This is a genomic window from Thiomicrorhabdus sp. Kp2, assembly GCF_000478585.1.
Classification (GTDB): Bacteria; Pseudomonadota; Gammaproteobacteria; order Thiomicrospirales; family Thiomicrospiraceae; genus Thiomicrorhabdus.
This window is the reverse complement of the sequence record NZ_ARWI01000001.1, coordinates 987401-1004191: the sequence shown is the minus strand read 5'-3', so window position 1 is coordinate 1004191 and position 16791 is coordinate 987401. Positions and strand designations below refer to the sequence as shown.

15 protein-coding genes are annotated in these 16791 nt (G+C 39.3%); 5 read left to right on the top strand and 10 right to left on the bottom strand.

Features of this window, described 5'->3' with window-relative positions; genetic code table 11:
- Position 1 precedes the first annotated feature (1 nt).
- Genes A379_RS04815 through A379_RS04805 form a run of 3 tightly spaced genes read right to left on the bottom strand, consistent with a single transcriptional unit; the run spans position 2 to position 3511 of the window.
- Positions 2 to 994, bottom strand: a complete 993-nt coding sequence (locus tag A379_RS04815; RefSeq protein WP_040726222.1) for an ATP-binding protein — start codon at positions 992 to 994, stop codon at positions 2 to 4.
- Positions 994 to 2904: a Mu transposase C-terminal domain-containing protein gene (locus tag A379_RS04810; RefSeq protein ID WP_040726219.1), complete on the bottom strand. Its 1911-nt coding sequence runs from the start codon at positions 2902 to 2904 to the stop codon at positions 994 to 996. The genes A379_RS04815 and A379_RS04810 overlap by 1 nt, the downstream gene beginning before the upstream one ends.
- The gene (locus A379_RS04805; RefSeq protein WP_040726216.1) at positions 2894 to 3511 is read right to left on the bottom strand and encodes a TnsA endonuclease N-terminal domain-containing protein; all 618 of its coding nucleotides are present in this window, start codon (positions 3509 to 3511) and stop codon (positions 2894 to 2896) included. Before A379_RS04805 ends, A379_RS04810 begins: the two co-directional genes overlap by 11 nt.
- A gap of 200 nt (positions 3512 to 3711) precedes the next feature.
- Between A379_RS04805 and A379_RS04800 the strand changes: the two genes are divergently transcribed.
- A complete protein-coding gene (locus A379_RS04800; protein WP_040726212.1) occupies positions 3712 to 4287 on the top strand; it encodes a hypothetical protein in 576 nt (191 codons plus the stop codon).
- Between the two features lie 117 nt (positions 4288 to 4404).
- On the opposite strand, the gene A379_RS04795 is transcribed toward A379_RS04800, so the two are convergent.
- The 4 genes from A379_RS04795 to A379_RS04780 all read right to left on the bottom strand — a co-directional run bounded on the left by A379_RS04795 (position 4405) and on the right by A379_RS04780 (position 9240).
- Positions 4405 to 4761 carry a PilZ domain-containing protein gene (locus A379_RS04795; protein ID WP_040726210.1) on the bottom strand — a complete coding sequence of 119 codons (357 nt, stop codon included), beginning with the start codon at positions 4759 to 4761 and terminating at the stop codon, positions 4405 to 4407.
- A 47-nt stretch (positions 4762 to 4808) separates the two neighbouring features.
- A complete protein-coding gene (locus A379_RS04790) occupies positions 4809 to 5162 on the bottom strand; it encodes a PilZ domain-containing protein (protein ID WP_040726209.1) in 354 nt (117 codons plus the stop codon).
- A 30-nt stretch (positions 5163 to 5192) separates the two neighbouring features.
- Complete coding sequence (locus tag A379_RS04785) at positions 5193 to 7556, bottom strand: bifunctional diguanylate cyclase/phosphodiesterase (protein ID WP_040726208.1); 2364 nt, start codon at positions 7554 to 7556, stop codon at positions 5193 to 5195.
- A 208-nt stretch (positions 7557 to 7764) separates the two neighbouring features.
- Positions 7765 to 9240, bottom strand: a complete 1476-nt coding sequence (locus tag A379_RS04780) for a YdiU family protein (protein ID WP_040728691.1) — start codon at positions 9238 to 9240, stop codon at positions 7765 to 7767.
- A gap of 212 nt (positions 9241 to 9452) precedes the next feature.
- Between A379_RS04780 and A379_RS04775 the strand changes: the two genes are divergently transcribed.
- The 4 genes from A379_RS04775 to A379_RS04760 all read left to right on the top strand — a co-directional run bounded on the left by A379_RS04775 (position 9453) and on the right by A379_RS04760 (position 13984).
- Positions 9453 to 9761, top strand: coding sequence for a heavy-metal-associated domain-containing protein (locus tag A379_RS04775; RefSeq protein WP_040726207.1), 309 nt, complete (start codon positions 9453 to 9455; stop codon positions 9759 to 9761).
- Positions 9762 to 9914: 153 nt separating this feature from the next.
- Entirely contained in the window at positions 9915 to 12143 is a 2229-nt protein-coding gene (parC, locus tag A379_RS04770) for a DNA topoisomerase IV subunit A (RefSeq protein WP_040726205.1), read from the top strand.
- Between the two features lie 236 nt (positions 12144 to 12379).
- Positions 12380 to 13219, top strand: a complete 840-nt coding sequence (locus A379_RS04765; RefSeq protein ID WP_040726202.1) for a motility-associated protein — start codon at positions 12380 to 12382, stop codon at positions 13217 to 13219.
- Between the two features lie 60 nt (positions 13220 to 13279).
- Positions 13280 to 13984, top strand: a complete 705-nt coding sequence (locus tag A379_RS04760; RefSeq protein ID WP_040726200.1) for a flagellar motor protein MotB — start codon at positions 13280 to 13282, stop codon at positions 13982 to 13984.
- 21 nt (positions 13985 to 14005) lie between these two features.
- Here the strand turns inward: A379_RS04760 and A379_RS04755 are convergent, their stop codons facing one another.
- Genes A379_RS04755 through prfA form a run of 3 tightly spaced genes read right to left on the bottom strand, consistent with a single transcriptional unit; the run spans position 14006 to position 16755 of the window.
- On the bottom strand, positions 14006 to 14761 hold the full coding sequence (locus A379_RS04755; RefSeq protein WP_040726198.1) for a molybdopterin-synthase adenylyltransferase MoeB: 756 nt from the start codon (positions 14759 to 14761) through the stop codon (positions 14006 to 14008).
- Between the two features lie 9 nt (positions 14762 to 14770).
- Positions 14771 to 15631, bottom strand: coding sequence for a peptide chain release factor N(5)-glutamine methyltransferase (gene prmC, locus A379_RS04750; RefSeq protein ID WP_040726196.1), 861 nt, complete (start codon positions 15629 to 15631; stop codon positions 14771 to 14773).
- 35 nt (positions 15632 to 15666) lie between these two features.
- Complete coding sequence (gene prfA / locus A379_RS04745; RefSeq protein ID WP_040726194.1) at positions 15667 to 16755, bottom strand: peptide chain release factor 1; 1089 nt, start codon at positions 16753 to 16755, stop codon at positions 15667 to 15669.
- Positions 16756 to 16791 lie beyond the last annotated feature (36 nt).

Sequence of the window (16791 nt, the reverse complement as noted above, 5' to 3'; positions counted from 1 at the left end):
TTTAGATTATCGAATAAATTTTCAGCTCTTTTGTGATCCGAAACTTTGCGATTTCAGGGGCAACAATTGAATTGCCTTTAGAGCGATGACTAAATAAAAAGTCTGATTCGGTCAGGTTTTCTTCTATAACCACATCCGTGATTTTTTGTTTGAAAGGATTTATGGCTTCAGAGTAGCCTAGGGACTCAACGATATCAGCAAGCAATTTGCTATCAGGTTGCTTGGAATTGATGGTGCAAAAAATAAATAGGCTACGGAGTAAGCGAGAAACCTGTCTTACATTGCCTTTAGAGAATGCAAATAACCTTAGAAGAAGTTCTTTATTTGATGTGTCAATAGCATTACTAAGTTCGTATGACTTGGCTAAACCTTTGACAAGACTTGCAAACCCTTCAAATTTTTTCTGCTCGCTAACTTTGAATGTTGGCATTGTATGCCTAATTGCGATTCTTCCATTTAGTTGAGGATTTGAATCAATCAGGTAACGTGCCCATGGCATTCCCATGAATACTATGGGTATACCTGTTTCTTTGATTAGATCTTTAAACAGATCTCCAATACCGCTGATAACCTTTTCTGAACGACGTTCAATGATAACTTGAACTTCATCAAGAATAATTAACTCTAACTTGATGACTTTTGACAGTCGGACAAAACGAGTAAAAAGCTCGGATGCATTTCTGGCTCCATTCCCCATTTGAGGATCATTGATTCCAACTAGAAGACTAACCAGTACATCCTTCACGGTATTTGCCATTTTTATTTCTAAGTGGAGAACGGGTTGCTTTGTTCCTATTTGATCCTGAAAGGTTGGATATATTTTAAGATATCTTTTGGCTAGTTCACTTTTGCCACTTCCAGACTCCCCAGTAATAATCATGCAATTAGCTGTGTTGAAGTCCTTTTTATGTATTCTTAATTCATCGAACTTTTCTCTCAAATATTTGAGGTCTGGGCTTAGTATGTATGGTTCTTTTTCTGTGAATTGATTCATTATTCAATATCCCAATCTTCAGTTTTGACGTCTACAGACGCTGGCTGGTCAATAAGTACATCATTTGAGCTGATAGATTCAGAAGGTAGTAGGTCGAAAGTGGGTATCCCCACCTTTTCAATTCGAGAGTGTTTTTGAGTTGTGACCTGTGTCTTTCTCCTTTTATTTTGCTCTCTCATTCGATCTCTTTCATCTTTTTGTCGAATTTTTGCTTGCATAAGATCTTGATTATTGAGTTTCTGATTTTTATATTTTCTTGATACTCGCTTGTATTCACGATGTTCATAAATTGAGACGCCTTTGGCATAGGAATACTCGAGGCACGGAACGGTGATATAAACCAGCTCTTTTGAATCTAAAACAAGTACCTCTCCAAGGTCATATGGGTTGATTTTGATGTTGACCTTGTGCTTCCCATCACGTCTGAAAAGACTTTTTAGAGCATCGGAGTTATATTTAAGACCAAGAAAAGAAATTCCATGTCCCATCAGGGATGCGCTGTGCGATGCAAGAAGGGAGAGTTCTATTTCTAACTTATCTTCAATTGGAATTGGTTGCTGCTTTGCTGAAGAATTCCAGATTTCTTTTGGTGTGGCGCCATCTTCGTTCGGTTCATTGTTATAAACATTCACAATCCAATCGTAAAAATCGTGTTTGAATTTCGTAAAGGTCATTAGTGCTTCTTGCCGAGGGTCGTAACGATCATTTTTTTTATGTGGCTTTCTTACGACACCTGGTAGGTCATCAAGAAATAGCGTGTTGACTGAACCAAAGAACCTTTCAATCGAACCTTTATAATTTGGATGTCGTATAGGAGCATACTGAATCACCATTCCAAGTTGCATACCCATTTCTGAAAAATTATTACTCCAAAACTCGTTTCCATTATCTGTAACTAATGTTTCAGGTATGCCATGAGTAGGCCAGTTCCCCTGAATATTCAGCTTTTCTAGCTCCTCTTCCTTTGGTAAAAATGCATTTAAACATGCTGAGGAGATAGCCGCGAACGATGTTGCTTCAAAGGAAGTTTGTAGCCCGAATACCATGCCTGAGTGATAGTCCGAGAGGGCTGTTAATGTTGGTCTTCCAATGAGAGTAGAATCGAGGTCATGAATAAGATGGATATCCAGAAGTGTATGGTCAATTTCGACTCGTTCTAAAATATGAGTTGTAGAGTAAGGTGCAATTGAATCTGCAAGACCAAGTTGATAAGTTGAACTTCCTTTTGATGCTCTTTGCCTTCTCTCTAAATTGATTTTATTTAATCTTTTTACGATTGTGTTGCGAGTTGGGACTTTTTGGACATTAGCTGGGTTATCTAAGTTATATTTAATTATTTCCGTTTCAATATTTCTGCATAGTGTTGAAACTCTTGGTTGGCTTGGTCTAATAAATTTATCGATTTCATTTTCCATAATATCCATGACTATACTGGATAGACGATGTTTTTTATTTCCTCTCAAGTTTTTATTAGTGTAAAGACCTTTGATTTTTCCTGATGCATTAGTAAGTTCTGAGAGCCATTTTCGAACTGACTGCCAGTGAGGAGCTTTGGTAAAGCCTACAATAGGTGATAATTCGAGTATGGCTTGCTTAGTTTTGTCTGTTCCAGAAATTTTGGTAATTCTTCTTTCTGCTAAAAGCTCTAGAAGTTTTAGTTTTTTTAAGGCGAGGTCTTGTTCTTCTTGGGAGAGATCCTCAAAACTTAGTCCTTTGTGACTTAGAGAATCTTTTTGAAAGATTAGCGCTTTTGAATCAATGAACTCCTTTCCTTGAGCATAAGTAATTTCTAGGGTTTCATTGTTGCGGAGATTCGATGCTTTGATTCCATCTTTTTTTATTTGCGAAACAATAAATTTATGTTGTTCAAAGCTGAATACTGTTCCGATAGAAAATAAATTATTCTTCATTGAACCAAACCTTTGAATTAACCGAAAAAGGTTCATTGTTTATATCAAATTTTATATACCCAAAAGCAATAAGTTGATATAAAGACTTTAGGTCATAATTTTGATGAAGGTCTTTAAAGGTAACTGGAGTCGTTACCTGATTTGAAATTTCTTCAAAAAGTTCCATGTTTAAAATTTGATGTTTCCTGAATCTATAAAAATATTTGAGATTTTGAAGTAATGGCTTTTTTTGAATATACTCTTCTGACATAACTTCAAAACCATCTCCCGACTGAGCTGACCTTTGTTGAAAAAGATTAAAAACTTTAGAAAACTTTCCCGATTCAACCTCCTTTTTAGGCTTGACCTCTATAAATTTACGCGATCCATTTTTAAAAACGATTAAGAAGTCGGGGGTATATCTGTATGTTTTTCTGTTTTCATCTTCTAAAAAAAATGTTTTTGGCTGTTCAAAATATTCTTCTACATTATTGTCGTATTCAAGCAACAGTGCGAACTGAGACTCTAATATCGATTCGAGAAGTAGGGTTCGATTATTTTTCGAAGAAGGGAATCTGACAATATTTTTGACAGAAGATTTTTTGATTTTTCTGGCAGGAGAGTACATTCCGAAAGACCTCTCTTCTATATGACGAGTGAGTCTATAATACTCCTGAGCAATGTGAAATAATAGCTAAAATTATAGTTAATGTGACAAAATTATATTTTTATGGTGTCATCGTCAATTACTGGCGTAAAACGCCGAAGATATCTCTAAGCCCTATTTATTAATAGGGCTTTTTTGTGAATTTTTATTGGAAACTGACGATGTTACAGATGCTAAAAATTAAACCATTTTTTATTTTGCTTTTCTCTCTGCTTACGCTTCTACCAGGCCTGGTAGTTTCTGCAGAAACTAAAGTGTTAAAAGATTATCACATGACCCTCTATAAAGATGTGCAAGGTTCTTTAGACGGTTTTGAATTGTTTACAAAAGTGGAGGGAAAGCGTGCTTTCTTTGGTTTGACCTGCTCAATTCAGTCTCCTTTACCACTGCTTCAAGTGATTTTGTTTGATGATGAAATTATGACCGATATGACAAAATTATTGTCGGCAAAGGTGTTCATCGATGGTGTGGAGCAAACGCTTCAGTTACAAGGGATATTAAAGGTGGTTGATACTGCCGAAGAGCTATCGAATAAAGTACGTCTTGAGATAGTAACCGAGAGAGGTTCTTCATTACAGCAGTTACAATCGCAATACAAAAATCTGCTAAATAGCTTACAAAAAGGGCAGCTATTAACGATTGAATTAAACCATAGAACTTTAGAGCCAAAAGATATGAGCTTTTCATTACAAGGTTTAGAAGGGTTGTTAAAGCCAAACCAAGCCGTCTGTTTTTAAGTTTTTTTTTCAAAAAAAACAGCGTTTACCAGGCCTGGTAAAAATCTTTAAGGTACATCGTTTTTAGGTGTGTTTTTTCGGTGGAGCTAACAGCTATTAATTGGCGACACTTGCTTATTAACCCGATTGCATTGGGGCACGATGTTTACCCATTTGAATCAGTCGTTCTTTATATTCTAAAAAGTCTTTAATGGCAGCCTGTTCAAAATGGCTTAACTCTTCAAAAAGCAGTTTTAAATAAATCTCATCTTCTGAATTATGTCTATGCGTGACTGTGGTTTTTACACAAAGGGTTGTGAATTCACCCAAGGAAGGAATTTCAAACTCAAGCTCTAACTCAGTGCCCTCTTTGGCTCCACGGGAGGCTCTAACCCCCGCCCCTTTAAGAGAGAGTTCTGTCAAAATGGCCTCAACCGAGCCATTTTTACCAATAAGAAGCGCTTTGCGGTTAGTTTTATAGTTGGACGTTTTCATTAATATTATTATCTACTGTTTAGTGGAACAGAATCGGATGAATTTGATTATGCATTAAAACGATTATGATAGATAAAAAATTCTTTCATTACCAAAATATCATGTGCGGTTAGCCTTTGAAACTCAATACCTAATAAGTATTGACGATTGACTTGCGTGGTATGCATTATTTTGCCAAGGATATTGATGTTTGAATTTTGGTCATAAGCAGGCAGTGAAAACTGTAAACTGACTAAGTTATCTTCATTAATGGGCTTTGGGCTTAGCAAGCCTAAACCACAAGTAGAAAGGTCAACCATTTTTAGATTATAAAGCGTGTTTTCACCTGAGGTTAATATGACTTTTCTGTTAAGTGATAGTCTGTCTCGACAGCGTTTTTCGGTTGGTTTTATTAGATGCATATTGGCTTTTATGGTTGGCTATGTATTAGGTTAGATTGATAAAGGATTTTTACTAAGCTCTATCATAATTTTATCGATGGGTTTTGGGTTTGAGTAGAGATAGCCTTGTAGCATATGACAACCTTCTTTTTTTAGAATTTCACTTTGTACTTCAGATTGAATGCCTTCTGCAATCACATCGATTTTTAAAGATTTACCCAGTTGTATAAAGGTACGACACATTTGTAAGTCGCTATGGCTTGTTGCAATGTTTTCAATAAAAGATTTATCAATTTTGATGGACTCTATCGGTAAGGCCTGAATATAAGAAAGACTTGAATACCCAGTTCCAAAATTGTCAATGCATACTTTAATACCTTGTTGTCTTAGTTGTTCTATCGTGTGTCTGGATTTTTCTAAATCATGCAAAAGTGTGTTTTCTGTAATCTCTATTTTTAGCGCTGAAGCGGAAATAAAATTACGTTTAATAGCCTCTTCAAATACCCGTGGCAGTGTACTCTCTTCGAGTTTTTGAGTGGATAGATTTATAGAAACAGGGGGTGCTTTGATTCCTTTCTGATTCAGTTTATGGATATCTTTTGCAGCCGTTTTTATGACCCACTCATCTATGGCATTTATATTATTGGTATTGTAAGCAAGTGTTAAAAACTCATTAGCAGGCAAAATTTTATGCGTTTCAGGATGATGCCAGCGCAAAAAGGCTTCCATGCCAATAATTTTATCGCTGTTTGAGTCGTATTGAAACTGATAATAAAGCTGAAATTGGTCTTCAGAAATCGCTTGCTTTAACTCTGCTGAACTTTTTAAAAGCTTATCCATATTGGTTTGCGTGAATTGATCGTAAAAGTGATAGTTACTTTTGCCCTTACTTTTGCCCTTACTTTTCGCTTGATACATCGCGACATCGGCATGGTTAAGAATGGCAGACACGTTATTACCGTCTTTGGGGATGATTGCAACGCCAATGCTGGCTCCAATTTTGAGTTGTTTATTATTTATATGAATCGGTTCAGCAATCTTTTCAAGTAAACGGTCAAGGTAATGTTCTAAGTTTCTTTGGAACTCTGTTGGGCGGGTTGTGTGCTCTTGTTTGATTAAAATAACAAACTCATCACCTCCAAAGCGGGCAACTAGATCCGTCATACGGGCATGGTTTTGCATGCGTTGTGCAATAATTTTAAGCAACTTATCACCAGATTCATGGCCTTCTATATCGTTGACGGGTTTAAACCCGTTTAGGTCGATAAAGAGCAAAGCAGAAGGTTTTAATGCGGTGGCAGATTGAGATTTGATGTGTTTTTTTAATGTTTCAATAAAATTTAAGCGGTTAGCCAATTTTGTGAGGGGGTCATAAAAAGCTAAATTTAAGATATTATTGTCATGCTGTTTAAGGGTTGAAATGTTTTTAGCAATGCCTCTATAGCCAATAAGGTTATGAGATTTATTAAAAATAGGTTGGCCGCTCACTAGCATGTAAACATGTTCTTTAGATTTGTTTAATAAGCCAAGTTCTAAATCCGAGAATGGCTCTTTTAACATGATTTTTTGTTGCCAGTTGAGAGTACTGGTTTTTGCGTCTTGGGGGTCAAATAACGCACTAAATGGCTTTAAAAGAAGTTCTTCTGGTTGGTAGCCAAGTATTGAATAAACTTGTTTACTTGAATATTTAATGACTCCTAATTTATCGATCTCCCAAATCCAATCTGGAGAGTTCTCAAGAAGTTGTTCATAACGTTCTTCAGAAGAGGTAACTCTATTGTTGATATGCCTTAATGTTAATCGTAAAACGAGCCAGATAATTAAAGTAATTAATAAGGCGGCAAACAACGTGTAGCTAAGGGTCTCTATTAAGCTTGGGTTGATGGTTTGTTGTTCATATTTGATGATGACCCCCCACTCTTTGGGTATGACGGGAGCGTAAGCGGTTAGTACGGTACTGTTAGAGATGTCAGTAATACTTTGAACTCCGTAATGCCCGCCAATAGCCATGTACATAGTCGGCTTAACTAAACGTACTGTGCCAGGAAATGTAGTGCCAGCTTTGGAGCTGAGTACCAATTCAATTTTGTCCGTTGTAGGGTTTTTATGAACTAAAAAGAACTCCTGTTGAGGACGATCACTATTGAGCTCAAACCATAATGATTTGATTTCTTGTAAAGCGAGTTGTGTGTTTCGGTTTTTACTGTAAAGGGTTTTGGCGTTTATAACGGGTTTAAATATTTGTTTAAGTAATATAGATTGCAGTTCTGCATCTTGTTTAATGTCTTGGGTTTTTTGTTCAAGCGTATTCAGGTAAAGAGGGATGTAGGTAAATAAACTCACAAAGGTAATGGCAAAGATTACCCCTAAAACAATGAGATTGATATTGATTTGGCGATGTTTTGAGTTTTTCATATCGTCAGCTCTTAATGACAAGTCTTTGATAAGCATAGCATCTTAAAGATTGTTAGATTAAGAATTCTATACTCTTTCAGCTCTTAATCAACCTTCTTAATCAACCTTGTCTACAACGTTTTAGTTGTGATTGTTTTGCAGTTTTTAGCAATGAATTAACCCGAGTTCAACAAGGTTAAAAAAGTTAAAGTGGCAAACGATCTAAAGTTTAAGATGAGCAACTTAATGCCAACCCTTTTTGACACGCTTTAGGTGGCGTTAGGTAGTGCTTATGTGTGTTACACAGTATTTCATCGCTTGGATTATAAGGGGTGCGTAACCACGTCATCCATTTTTCTAAAGGGTTAATATTACCCTTTTCAATCGCTTGAATAATCTCTTGGGCGATATAGTTTCGCAAGATGATTTGTGGTGCATTGTTCCGAATGAGTTCTTTCCGCTGTGGTTCAGTTTGTTGTTGTACGCGCTGTTGATAGTTTTCTTGCCATAATGTCCACTCTTTGGAGTCTAAAATAAAGTCATTAAAACGTTGCTGAAGTAGGTCGTCTTCATGGTTAAAATAGCTTAATACATAAAAGAAATAGTGAAAATCTAAGTTCGACTTATCTAACAGAATAAGTGTATCAGCGATAAAAAGTTTATCGTCCGTTTTGGGTTCGATAAAACCAAATTTGTAGCCCATTTTTAACAAGTATTGCTGGTTAAAGGTATTAATATACTCATCTATAGACTGCTCAATGGCTTGTGCTGAAACCAGTTGGCTAAAAGATTGGGCTAACACCTGACAGTTCCAAAGACCAATGTTGGGTTGCTGGCTATAAGCATAACGTCCCTCGGTGTCGGAGTGATTGCAGATATGGTGTATTTTGCAATCATCTAAAAAGGCGTAAGGGCCAAAATCAAAGGTCTCACCCGCTACCGACATATTATCGGTATTCATTACCCCATGACAAAAACCGACCGTTTGCCAACCCGCTATCAAAGCCCCCGTTTTGCGAGTAATGGTTTTCAATAATTCGGCATAGCGCGTTTCACTGTCTGTGTGGATTTGTAACTCTGGATATACCGTGTCAATCACGTAGTCGGCTAGCTGTTTTTGGTGACGAATGTCTCCTTTTTGAGCGAGCCATTCAAAGTGACCAAAACGAATATGTGTTTTAGCAATCCGAATATAGGTGGCACGAGTTTCAAATTGTTCACGCTGAACCTGTTCCGAACTAGAGCAAAGGCTCAGGCAGCGAGTGGTTGGAATGCCCAGTGCATCTAACGCTTCACCTATTAAATATTCTCTAACGGCAGAACGTAAAACGGCTCTTCCATCACCTCTTCTTGAATAGGGGGTTCTGCCTGAACCTTTAAGGTGTAAATCCCAAAGCTGACCTTGTTTGTCTTTTACTTGACCAAGTAATGTACCTCTACCATCGCCTAAATCGGGATTGTAGTAGCCAAATTGGTGGCCAGTGTATTTTTGTGCAATTGGCACCAGGCCTGGTGGAAATGATTTACCTGAAGTCATCTCCATTAAGGTATCTGGTGAGATTTGTATGCCCAATTCGTTTGCTAAGTTTTGGTTGCTATGAATCAGTTTGGCATTGTGCATGGGTTCGGGCTGTACAAAACTAAAAAAATCGCTAGGGAGTGAGGTATAGTTTTGTGAAAAGGGCGCTTGGTTGTTATTAAACATGGCTTTGTATGGCATCTAAATTGAGGTAATCATGCAATTTTATCACTCTCATAGCGTGAAAGGTAAATAACCCAGTGTTTTACTAGGGAACTTGGTTTGACTTTTTTATTTAGCGTTTACCAGGCCTGGTAAGTTATTATTTTCAATCTTTAATTGTGTTAAATTATCGAATTAAATCCAATTAACCTGTTTTGAGTTTTTAGGAGAGCATTATGCAAACAATTACAGTAGAAAATATCAAATGTGGTGGTTGCGCTAATGGTATTAAGCAAGCTTTGATGGCAATTGACGGCGTTAAAGATGTGGCTGTTGATATTGAAGCAGGCCTGGTAAGTTTAGAATTTTCTGTAGAAGACAATACTGAAAAAGAATTAGATTTAGTGAAGCAGAAATTGCACTCTATGGGCTATCCAGAAGTAGGCAGTGTGGCGGGTTTGAAGGCCGCTGGAGCAAAAGCGAAATCTTATGTGTCATGTGCAGTAGGAAAAATGACGGATTCTTCATCAAAAGATGATAAATAAAGTAGAATTTAGACGCACGTAAATAAATAGCTAAGGTTTTTAATTTAACTGACTATCTTTTAAGCTATGGCTAGCTAGGTTAAGTTCAGCTAAAAATTGATTAAAACCAACAGTAGAAGCATTTCAAACCGTAGGTAATTCAGGAGAGTATGAGTGTCCCAGCAAACCATCAACTATGAAGGTATTGAGCAAAAAAGCGTTGCTGAATTTACAGAAAAAGCCTATTTAGATTATGCAATGTATGTCATTTTGGACAGAGCTCTGCCGCATATTGGTGATGGTCTGAAACCTGTGCAAAGACGTATTATCTATGCCATGTCTGAACTCGGTTTAAAAGCCAGTGCTAAATATAAAAAGTCGGCACGTACGGTGGGGGATGTTTTAGGTAAGTTTCATCCGCATGGTGATAGCGCCTGTTATGAAGCGATGGTGCTGATGGCGCAAGACTTCTCTTTTCGCTACCCATTGGTGGATGGACAAGGGAACTGGGGTTCAATGGATGACCCTAAATCGTTTGCTGCCATGCGTTATACCGAGGCCAAACTCTCCAAATTTAGTCAGTTACTTTTAGAAGAGGTTGGCCAAGGAACCGTTGATTGGACACCAAATTTTGATGGCTCCCTCGATGAACCGCTTGTTCTGCCTGCACGAGTGCCACATGTTTTGTTGAATGGTACATCGGGTATTGCCGTGGGTATGGCAACCGACATTCCGCCCCATAATTTACGTGAAGTGATTGATGGTTGTATCGCTTTGCTGACCTCTCCAAATATCAGTATGGAAGAGCTGCTAGAAATCATTCCCGCACCCGATTATCCAAATTCGGCACAAATCATTACCCCAAAGGCCGAGCTTCAAAAACTCTATGAAACAGGGCATGGTTCAATTCGTCAACGCGCCAGTTATCAAGTTGAAGATGGGGTCAATGTTGTTATTGATGCTTTACCTTACCAGGTTTCAGGTTCAAAACTGATGGAGCAAGTGGCTGCACAAATGCGAGCTAAAAAATTGCCCATGGTGGTGGATTTACGAGATGAATCTGACCATGAAAACCCAGTACGTTTTGTCATTGAGCTGCGCTCTAAACGCGTGGATGTTGAAACCGCCATGTTACACCTCTTTGCCACAACCGATCTTGAAAAAAGTTACCGTGCCAACTTTAATGTCATTGGCTTAAATGGTCGTCCTCAAGTAAAAAACTTGAAAATGATGCTGACTGAGTGGCTTGTGTACCGTGTTGAGACAGTGCGCCGTCGTTTGCAATATAGGCTTGATAAGGTACTCGCAAGACTGCATATTTTAGATGGGATGATGATCGCCTTCTTAAATATCGATGAAGTGATTGCGATTATCCGCGAAGAGGAAAAACCAAAACCCGCATTAATGGAACGTTTTGGCTTAACAGAGATTCAAGCCGAAGCCGTTTTAGAGCTTAAATTAAGACATTTGGCGCGTCTTGAAGAGATGAGAATTCGCACTGAACAAGCAGAGTTAGAAGCGGAGCGTAAAAAGCTTGAACTCACTTTAGGTAGCGAAGCACGTCTAAAAACCTTAGTTAAGAAAGAGTTAATGGCCGATGCGGAGATGTATGGCGATGACCGTAAATCTCCACTCATTGAAGCGCGTACAGCTCAAGCCATGAGTGAGCAGGATTTGCTTCCATCAGAAGCCATTACGGTCGTGCTTTCGGATAATGGTTGGGTGAGAGCGGCCAAAGGGCATGATATTGATGGTAAGGCCCTGGGCTATAAATCAGGCGATGGCTTCTGTTCTCAAGCAACTGGTCAAAGTAGGCAGATGTCGGTGTTCCTTGATAGCACAGGAAGGGCTTATGCTCTGCCTGCACACAGCTTACCCTCTGCACGATCACATGGTGAACCTTTAACAGGGCGCTTAAACCCGCCAGCAGGCAGCAAATTTTGTCATGTTCTGCTTGGTCAGCCTAATGAAAAAATCATACTTGCCTCAAGTGCAGGGTTTGGATTTATTACTGAGCTTGAAAATCTCTATTCAAAAAATAAAGCGGGCAAAACGTCTATCTCACTTCCATCAGGAAGTTCCGTTCTTACCCCTGCATTGGTTGAGCCTGAGCAGTGGGTGATGGTGGTTACCAGTGAACCACGTATGCTGGTGTTTAAAGCGGAAGAACTTCCAGTTTTAGCCAAAGGTAAAGGTAATAAGCTGATTCAATTACCAAAAGGTGAGCAGGTTAAAGCGGTTTTTGCGTTCTCCGCAGGCGCTAAGGTGGCTGTGCAAGCGGGTAAATATGAAAAAGTATTTGGCCCTACTGCCATTGAAGAGGCTTTTGCTACACGTGCTAAAAAAGGGATTGTATTGCCTCGAACGCTTAAAAATGTCACACAAATCTTGTTATCTGAATAGTCTATTTAACGCTTAAATAGTTTTTGGTATAACAGTTGCTTAACTTCCTCTAGTTAGAACTCTGTCATTAAATTGTCAATCGTGTTGAGCTTGCCCAGAAATATAAAAGGGTAAGCCAACATAACCATTTTTTCAGAGTTTGTCTGTTTTCTTTACATAAAATTGAAGGCTGAAAATTGACTGATTGAGTTAATTTTAGGTGTTTGTGTATGTTTAATAACCTTTAAGTGAAATCTATGTTTGCAAAGCCGTTTGGTATTCTAGTTATTACACTCAGTTTTTTTGGTGGTTTCCTACTCATGGGAGGGAACTTACTTTCTCTATGGCATCCATCTGAGTTAGTGGTTATTCTGGGTATTGCGCTAGGTACATTTTTAGCCTCAACCCCTGTTCATGTTTGGGGGCGTACAATGCGATTTTTGGGTCGTTATTTTACGGGCGAAAGAGTCACCAAAAAACTTTATGCGGATACATTAGGTTTGCTTGAAGACCTGGCAAGATTGTCGCGTGCTTCTGGGGTATTAGCCTTAGAAAAACACATTATTAGCCCTGACAGTAGCCCAATTTTTCAGAATTATTCGTCAGTACTTAAACATCAAGATTTGAAAAAGTTTATTGTTGATAACTTCAGCTATTTATTGCTCAACCCTCCGCAGTCTCAAAGTTTTGATCATCATCTTGAAAACCAAATCTATGATATTTACGACTCGATGAGTGAGGTGCCAAAATCGGTTGGTAAGGTGGCAGATTGGTTACCAGGTTTTGGTATTGTCGCTGCTGTTTTAGGGGTTATTTTGACTATGGAATTGCTTGGCGGTGATATGGATGTCGCCAAAATTGGTACGGCAATTGGTGCCGCTTTAGTAGGAACCTTAACGGGTGTGTTTTTTGCCTTTGCCGTTTTAGCGCCATTTGTTCATGCGGTAGAGGTGATGATTCGTCAAGATAAATCATTGTTTGAAATGACGGCTTCTTTTTTATCGGCCTATGCCAATGGTGTTTCACCTAACTTAGCGGTTGAGATCGGTCGACAGCGCGTTCCACCTGAATTTGAAGTTCCACGTGAAGCTGAATAGTTGTGGGAGCTCTTATGAATCATGTTTTGATGAACTCTTTTATTGATAAGGTAAATTCAAATGTCTCGTAGACGAGGACATGATGACGGGGGCGCGCATGGTGGTTCATGGAAGATAGCGCTTGCCGATTTAATGACAGTCCTTATGGTCTTTTTTTTGGTCATGTGGTTAATTTCCGTAGTGGATCCAAAGGAACGTCAAGCTTTCATTAATAGCATTGTGGGCGAACCACCGATTGGTGCTGAAATTCAAGATGAAAAACTATTACCTCCTCAAACTGAGCTTATTCAGCTTGATTTAAAGCCGCCTACATCGCAAGCTGAGATTGAAAAAGCGATGGAAAATGTGGATCCCAAGGATATTAAAATCGAGGAAACGCCAGAATTTACTAAAATTACTTTGCGTTCAGATAGCTTCTTTGAGAGTGGACGTGCCACCATAAGCGACAAAACACGTGAAAACCTTGAGGTTTTAGGGGAGACGCTGGCTGGACGAAGCCAACCGATTACCATCACAGGTTACACGGATAATGTCCCTATTAACAATTTTCAGTTTCCATCAAACTGGGAGTTATCCGCCGCTCGTGCGGCTACTGTTGCGCGAACATTTATTTATATGGGAATGGATAAACGACTCTTGACGATACAGGGCAAGGGGGATAATGAAGAGGTCACATCAAATGCGACGGGTTATGGTCGTTCGTTAAATCGCCGAGTCATTATTTTGGTAGATAAGCGTCCAGAGTCTGCTATTGAATTAAGGTAGAGTTTACTCACTTACCTTAACTTAACTGCAGTGCTGGCATTTCTCATCTTTCTTTAAGTTCAAGGTTCTAATCATCATAGTGTAGGCATCAATAATCATGAGTTTGCCTGTTAAGGTGGGCAAATTTAACAACGCTTTAATTGCCTCAACCGCTTGCATTGAACCGACCATACCAACCACGGGTGACAAAACGCCATTTTGACTGCAGGTTAATTCTTGCCCTGAATCTTGTGGGTAAAGGCATTGGTAACAAGGGCTATCTTTTTTACGAAAGTCATAGGTTGATAGTTGGCCTTCCCAACGAATAGCCGCGCCAGAAACTAAAGGCATTTTGGCTTGAAAGCAAGCGCGATTGAGTGCAAACCTTGAGGCAAAATTATCAGTGCAATCCAATACCACATTGGCTGTTTTGACTAATTTAACCACTTCAGCTTCACTGAGTTTATGTCCAATGGTTTCAATTTTAATATGATGATTGAGGCTAAGTAGATTTTGTTTTGCCGATTCTACTTTGGCTTGACCAATATTGACTTCACGATGCACGATTTGGCGTTGTAAGTTAGAGTCATCGACCTCGTCAAAATCCACTAAGGTTAGTTTGCCAACTCCAGCAGCGGCTAAGTAAAGCGCTGCGGGAGAGCCTAGTCCACCTAAACCAAAAATAATGGCGTGTGATTGGGTAAGGGTTAGCTGCCCGACATAATCAATTTCAGGCATTAAAATTTGGCGGCTATAACGAGACAATTCTTCGTCATTTAATTCTGTTTTTAATGTCATTGTTTTACTCTAAGATTGATTGCTAAAGGGTTTTTGTGCAAAACTCACTCTAGGGTTATCAGCAAGGTCGTGTTTTAAAGAGACTTGCTGATAACCTTGGGCCATTAATAAGTGACTGACTGGATTAGCTTGATTATAACCGTGTTCAATAAATAACCAACCACCTGGTTTTAAATGTGACCAGGCCTGGTTAATGATAATGCGGATATCTACAAGACCATCTTGGCCAGAGGTTAGGGCTGTTATCGGCTCAAAACGCACATCGCCTTGTTTTAGGTGTGGGTCATTATCTTCAATGTAGGGTGGGTTCGATACAATATAGTTAAATTCTGTATGAGCAACCGCTGAGAACCAGTTGCTCTCTAAAAATGTAACTTGTAGATTGAGGTTTTGGGCATTTTGTTTGGCCACTTTTAAAGCCGATTCGCTTTGATCTACTGCAGTGATTTCGCAATAAGGCAGTTCACTTTTGAGCGCAAGTGCAATGGCTCCACTGCCGGTGCCTAAATCTAAGATTTTGCAAGTCTGACTAGGTTCAGAGCTTTGTTCAAGTACGGCTTCAATCAGGGTTTCAGTGTCTGGGCGAGGAATTAAAGTGTCAGGTGTGACTAGTAGATTTAGTCCCCAAAATTCACGTTGACCAATAATATGAGCAATCGGTTTACCTTGTAAACGTGCAGATAAGGCAGATTGAAAATCAGTGTACTGTTGTTCTGAAAGCTCTTGTTCAGGCCAGGTAAAAAGGTAGGTTCGATTGACTTTTAGTGCGTGGCATAAAAGCAGTTCAGCATCCAATAGAGGCGAATCTACCAGGCCTGCTTGTTTCAGTTGCTCTTGGGTAGATTTTAGAATCGATTGAATGCTTAACATGCAAAATGCGTAAGATGGCGGGCCTAGTCTAAGACTTAGGCTTCTCCGCTTAGTGTGGCTAAAAGTTCCGCTTGATGTTCTTGAACTAATGGGCCAACCACTTGGTCTAAACCACCGTTCATCACTTCATCTAATTTGTATAAAGTTAAGTTTATGCGATGGTCGGTCACCCGGCCTTGCGGATAGTTATAGGTGCGAATACGGTCAGAACGGTCACCTGTACCGACTAAACTTTTACGTTCTTGGGCAATTTCAGCATCATGTACTTGTTGTTTAGCATCCATAATGCGGGCAGCTAAAAGTGACATAGCACGCGCACGGTTTTTATGTTGAGAGCGCTCATCTTGGCATTCCACAACGGTGCCTGTTGGGATGTGTGTAATACGAATAGCTGAGTCGGTTTTGTTTACGTGCTGCCCACCTGCACCCGAAGCACGGAAAGTGTCTACTTTTAAGTCGGCAGGGTTCAATTCAATTTGCTCAACATCGGGTGCTTCAGCCATAATAACAACGGTTGCAGCTGAAGTATGAACACGGCCTTGCGTTTCAGTGGCGGGTACACGTTGTACACGGTGTGCGCCTGATTCAAACTTCAATTGTGAATAAGCACCATCACCAATAATACGGGCTATGATCTCTTTATAACCACCGTGTTCACCTTCATTGGTGTTAATAACTTCAACTTGCCAGCGCATTTTTTCAGCAAAGCGGCTGTACATTCTGAACAAGTCACCTGCAAAAATAGCCGCTTCATCACCACCTGTTCCAGCACGAATTTCCAAGAAGATGTTGGCGTCATCGTTAGGGTCTTTTGGCAGCATCATGGTTTGTAAATCAATTTCATATTGCCCAATTTGTGCTTCAAGTTCTGGTAGCTCTTCTTGCGCCATCTCTTTTAAATCGGCATCGCCAGATTGCATCATCTCTTTAGCTTCGGCAATGTCACCTTCAGTATTACAAAATGCTTTAAAGGTTTCTACAACTGGGGTGATTTGCGCATACTCTTTGTTGAGTGCGGTGAACTGCTTCTGGTCGCTAATAACGCTAGGATCGGACATAAGGGCATTAACCTCATCCAGGCGTTCTACTAAAAGTTCTAGTTTTGTGCGAATTGAATCTTTCACGGGCGTTTCTCAATATTTAAAGTGGGGTGGTTTAAT

Excerpts from the sequence above, each read along its gene's own strand:
- A379_RS04805 (WP_040726216.1), bottom strand. The coding sequence starts at position 3,511 with ATGTACTCTCCTGCCAGAAAAATCAAAAAATCTTCTGTCAAAAATATT.
- A379_RS04800 (WP_040726212.1), top strand. The coding sequence starts at position 3,712 with ATGTTACAGATGCTAAAAATTAAACCATTTTTTATTTTGCTTTTCTCT.
- A379_RS04790 (WP_040726209.1), bottom strand. The coding sequence starts at position 5,162 with ATGCATCTAATAAAACCAACCGAAAAACGCTGTCGAGACAGACTATCA.
- A379_RS04810 (WP_040726219.1), bottom strand. The coding sequence starts at position 2,904 with ATGAAGAATAATTTATTTTCTATCGGAACAGTATTCAGCTTTGAACAA.
- A379_RS04760 (WP_040726200.1), top strand. The coding sequence starts at position 13,280 with ATGTCTCGTAGACGAGGACATGATGACGGGGGCGCGCATGGTGGTTCA.
- A379_RS04775 (WP_040726207.1), top strand. The coding sequence starts at position 9,453 with ATGCAAACAATTACAGTAGAAAATATCAAATGTGGTGGTTGCGCTAAT.
- prmC (WP_040726196.1), bottom strand. The coding sequence starts at position 15,631 with ATGTTAAGCATTCAATCGATTCTAAAATCTACCCAAGAGCAACTGAAA.
- A379_RS04755 (WP_040726198.1), bottom strand. The coding sequence starts at position 14,761 with ATGACATTAAAAACAGAATTAAATGACGAAGAATTGTCTCGTTATAGC.
- A379_RS04795 (WP_040726210.1), bottom strand. The coding sequence starts at position 4,761 with ATGAAAACGTCCAACTATAAAACTAACCGCAAAGCGCTTCTTATTGGT.
- A379_RS04780 (WP_040728691.1), bottom strand. The coding sequence starts at position 9,240 with ATGTTTAATAACAACCAAGCGCCCTTTTCACAAAACTATACCTCACTC.
- A379_RS04785 (WP_040726208.1), bottom strand. The coding sequence starts at position 7,556 with ATGAAAAACTCAAAACATCGCCAAATCAATATCAATCTCATTGTTTTA.
- A379_RS04765 (WP_040726202.1), top strand. The coding sequence starts at position 12,380 with ATGTTTGCAAAGCCGTTTGGTATTCTAGTTATTACACTCAGTTTTTTT.
- A379_RS04815 (WP_040726222.1), bottom strand. The coding sequence starts at position 994 with ATGAATCAATTCACAGAAAAAGAACCATACATACTAAGCCCAGACCTC.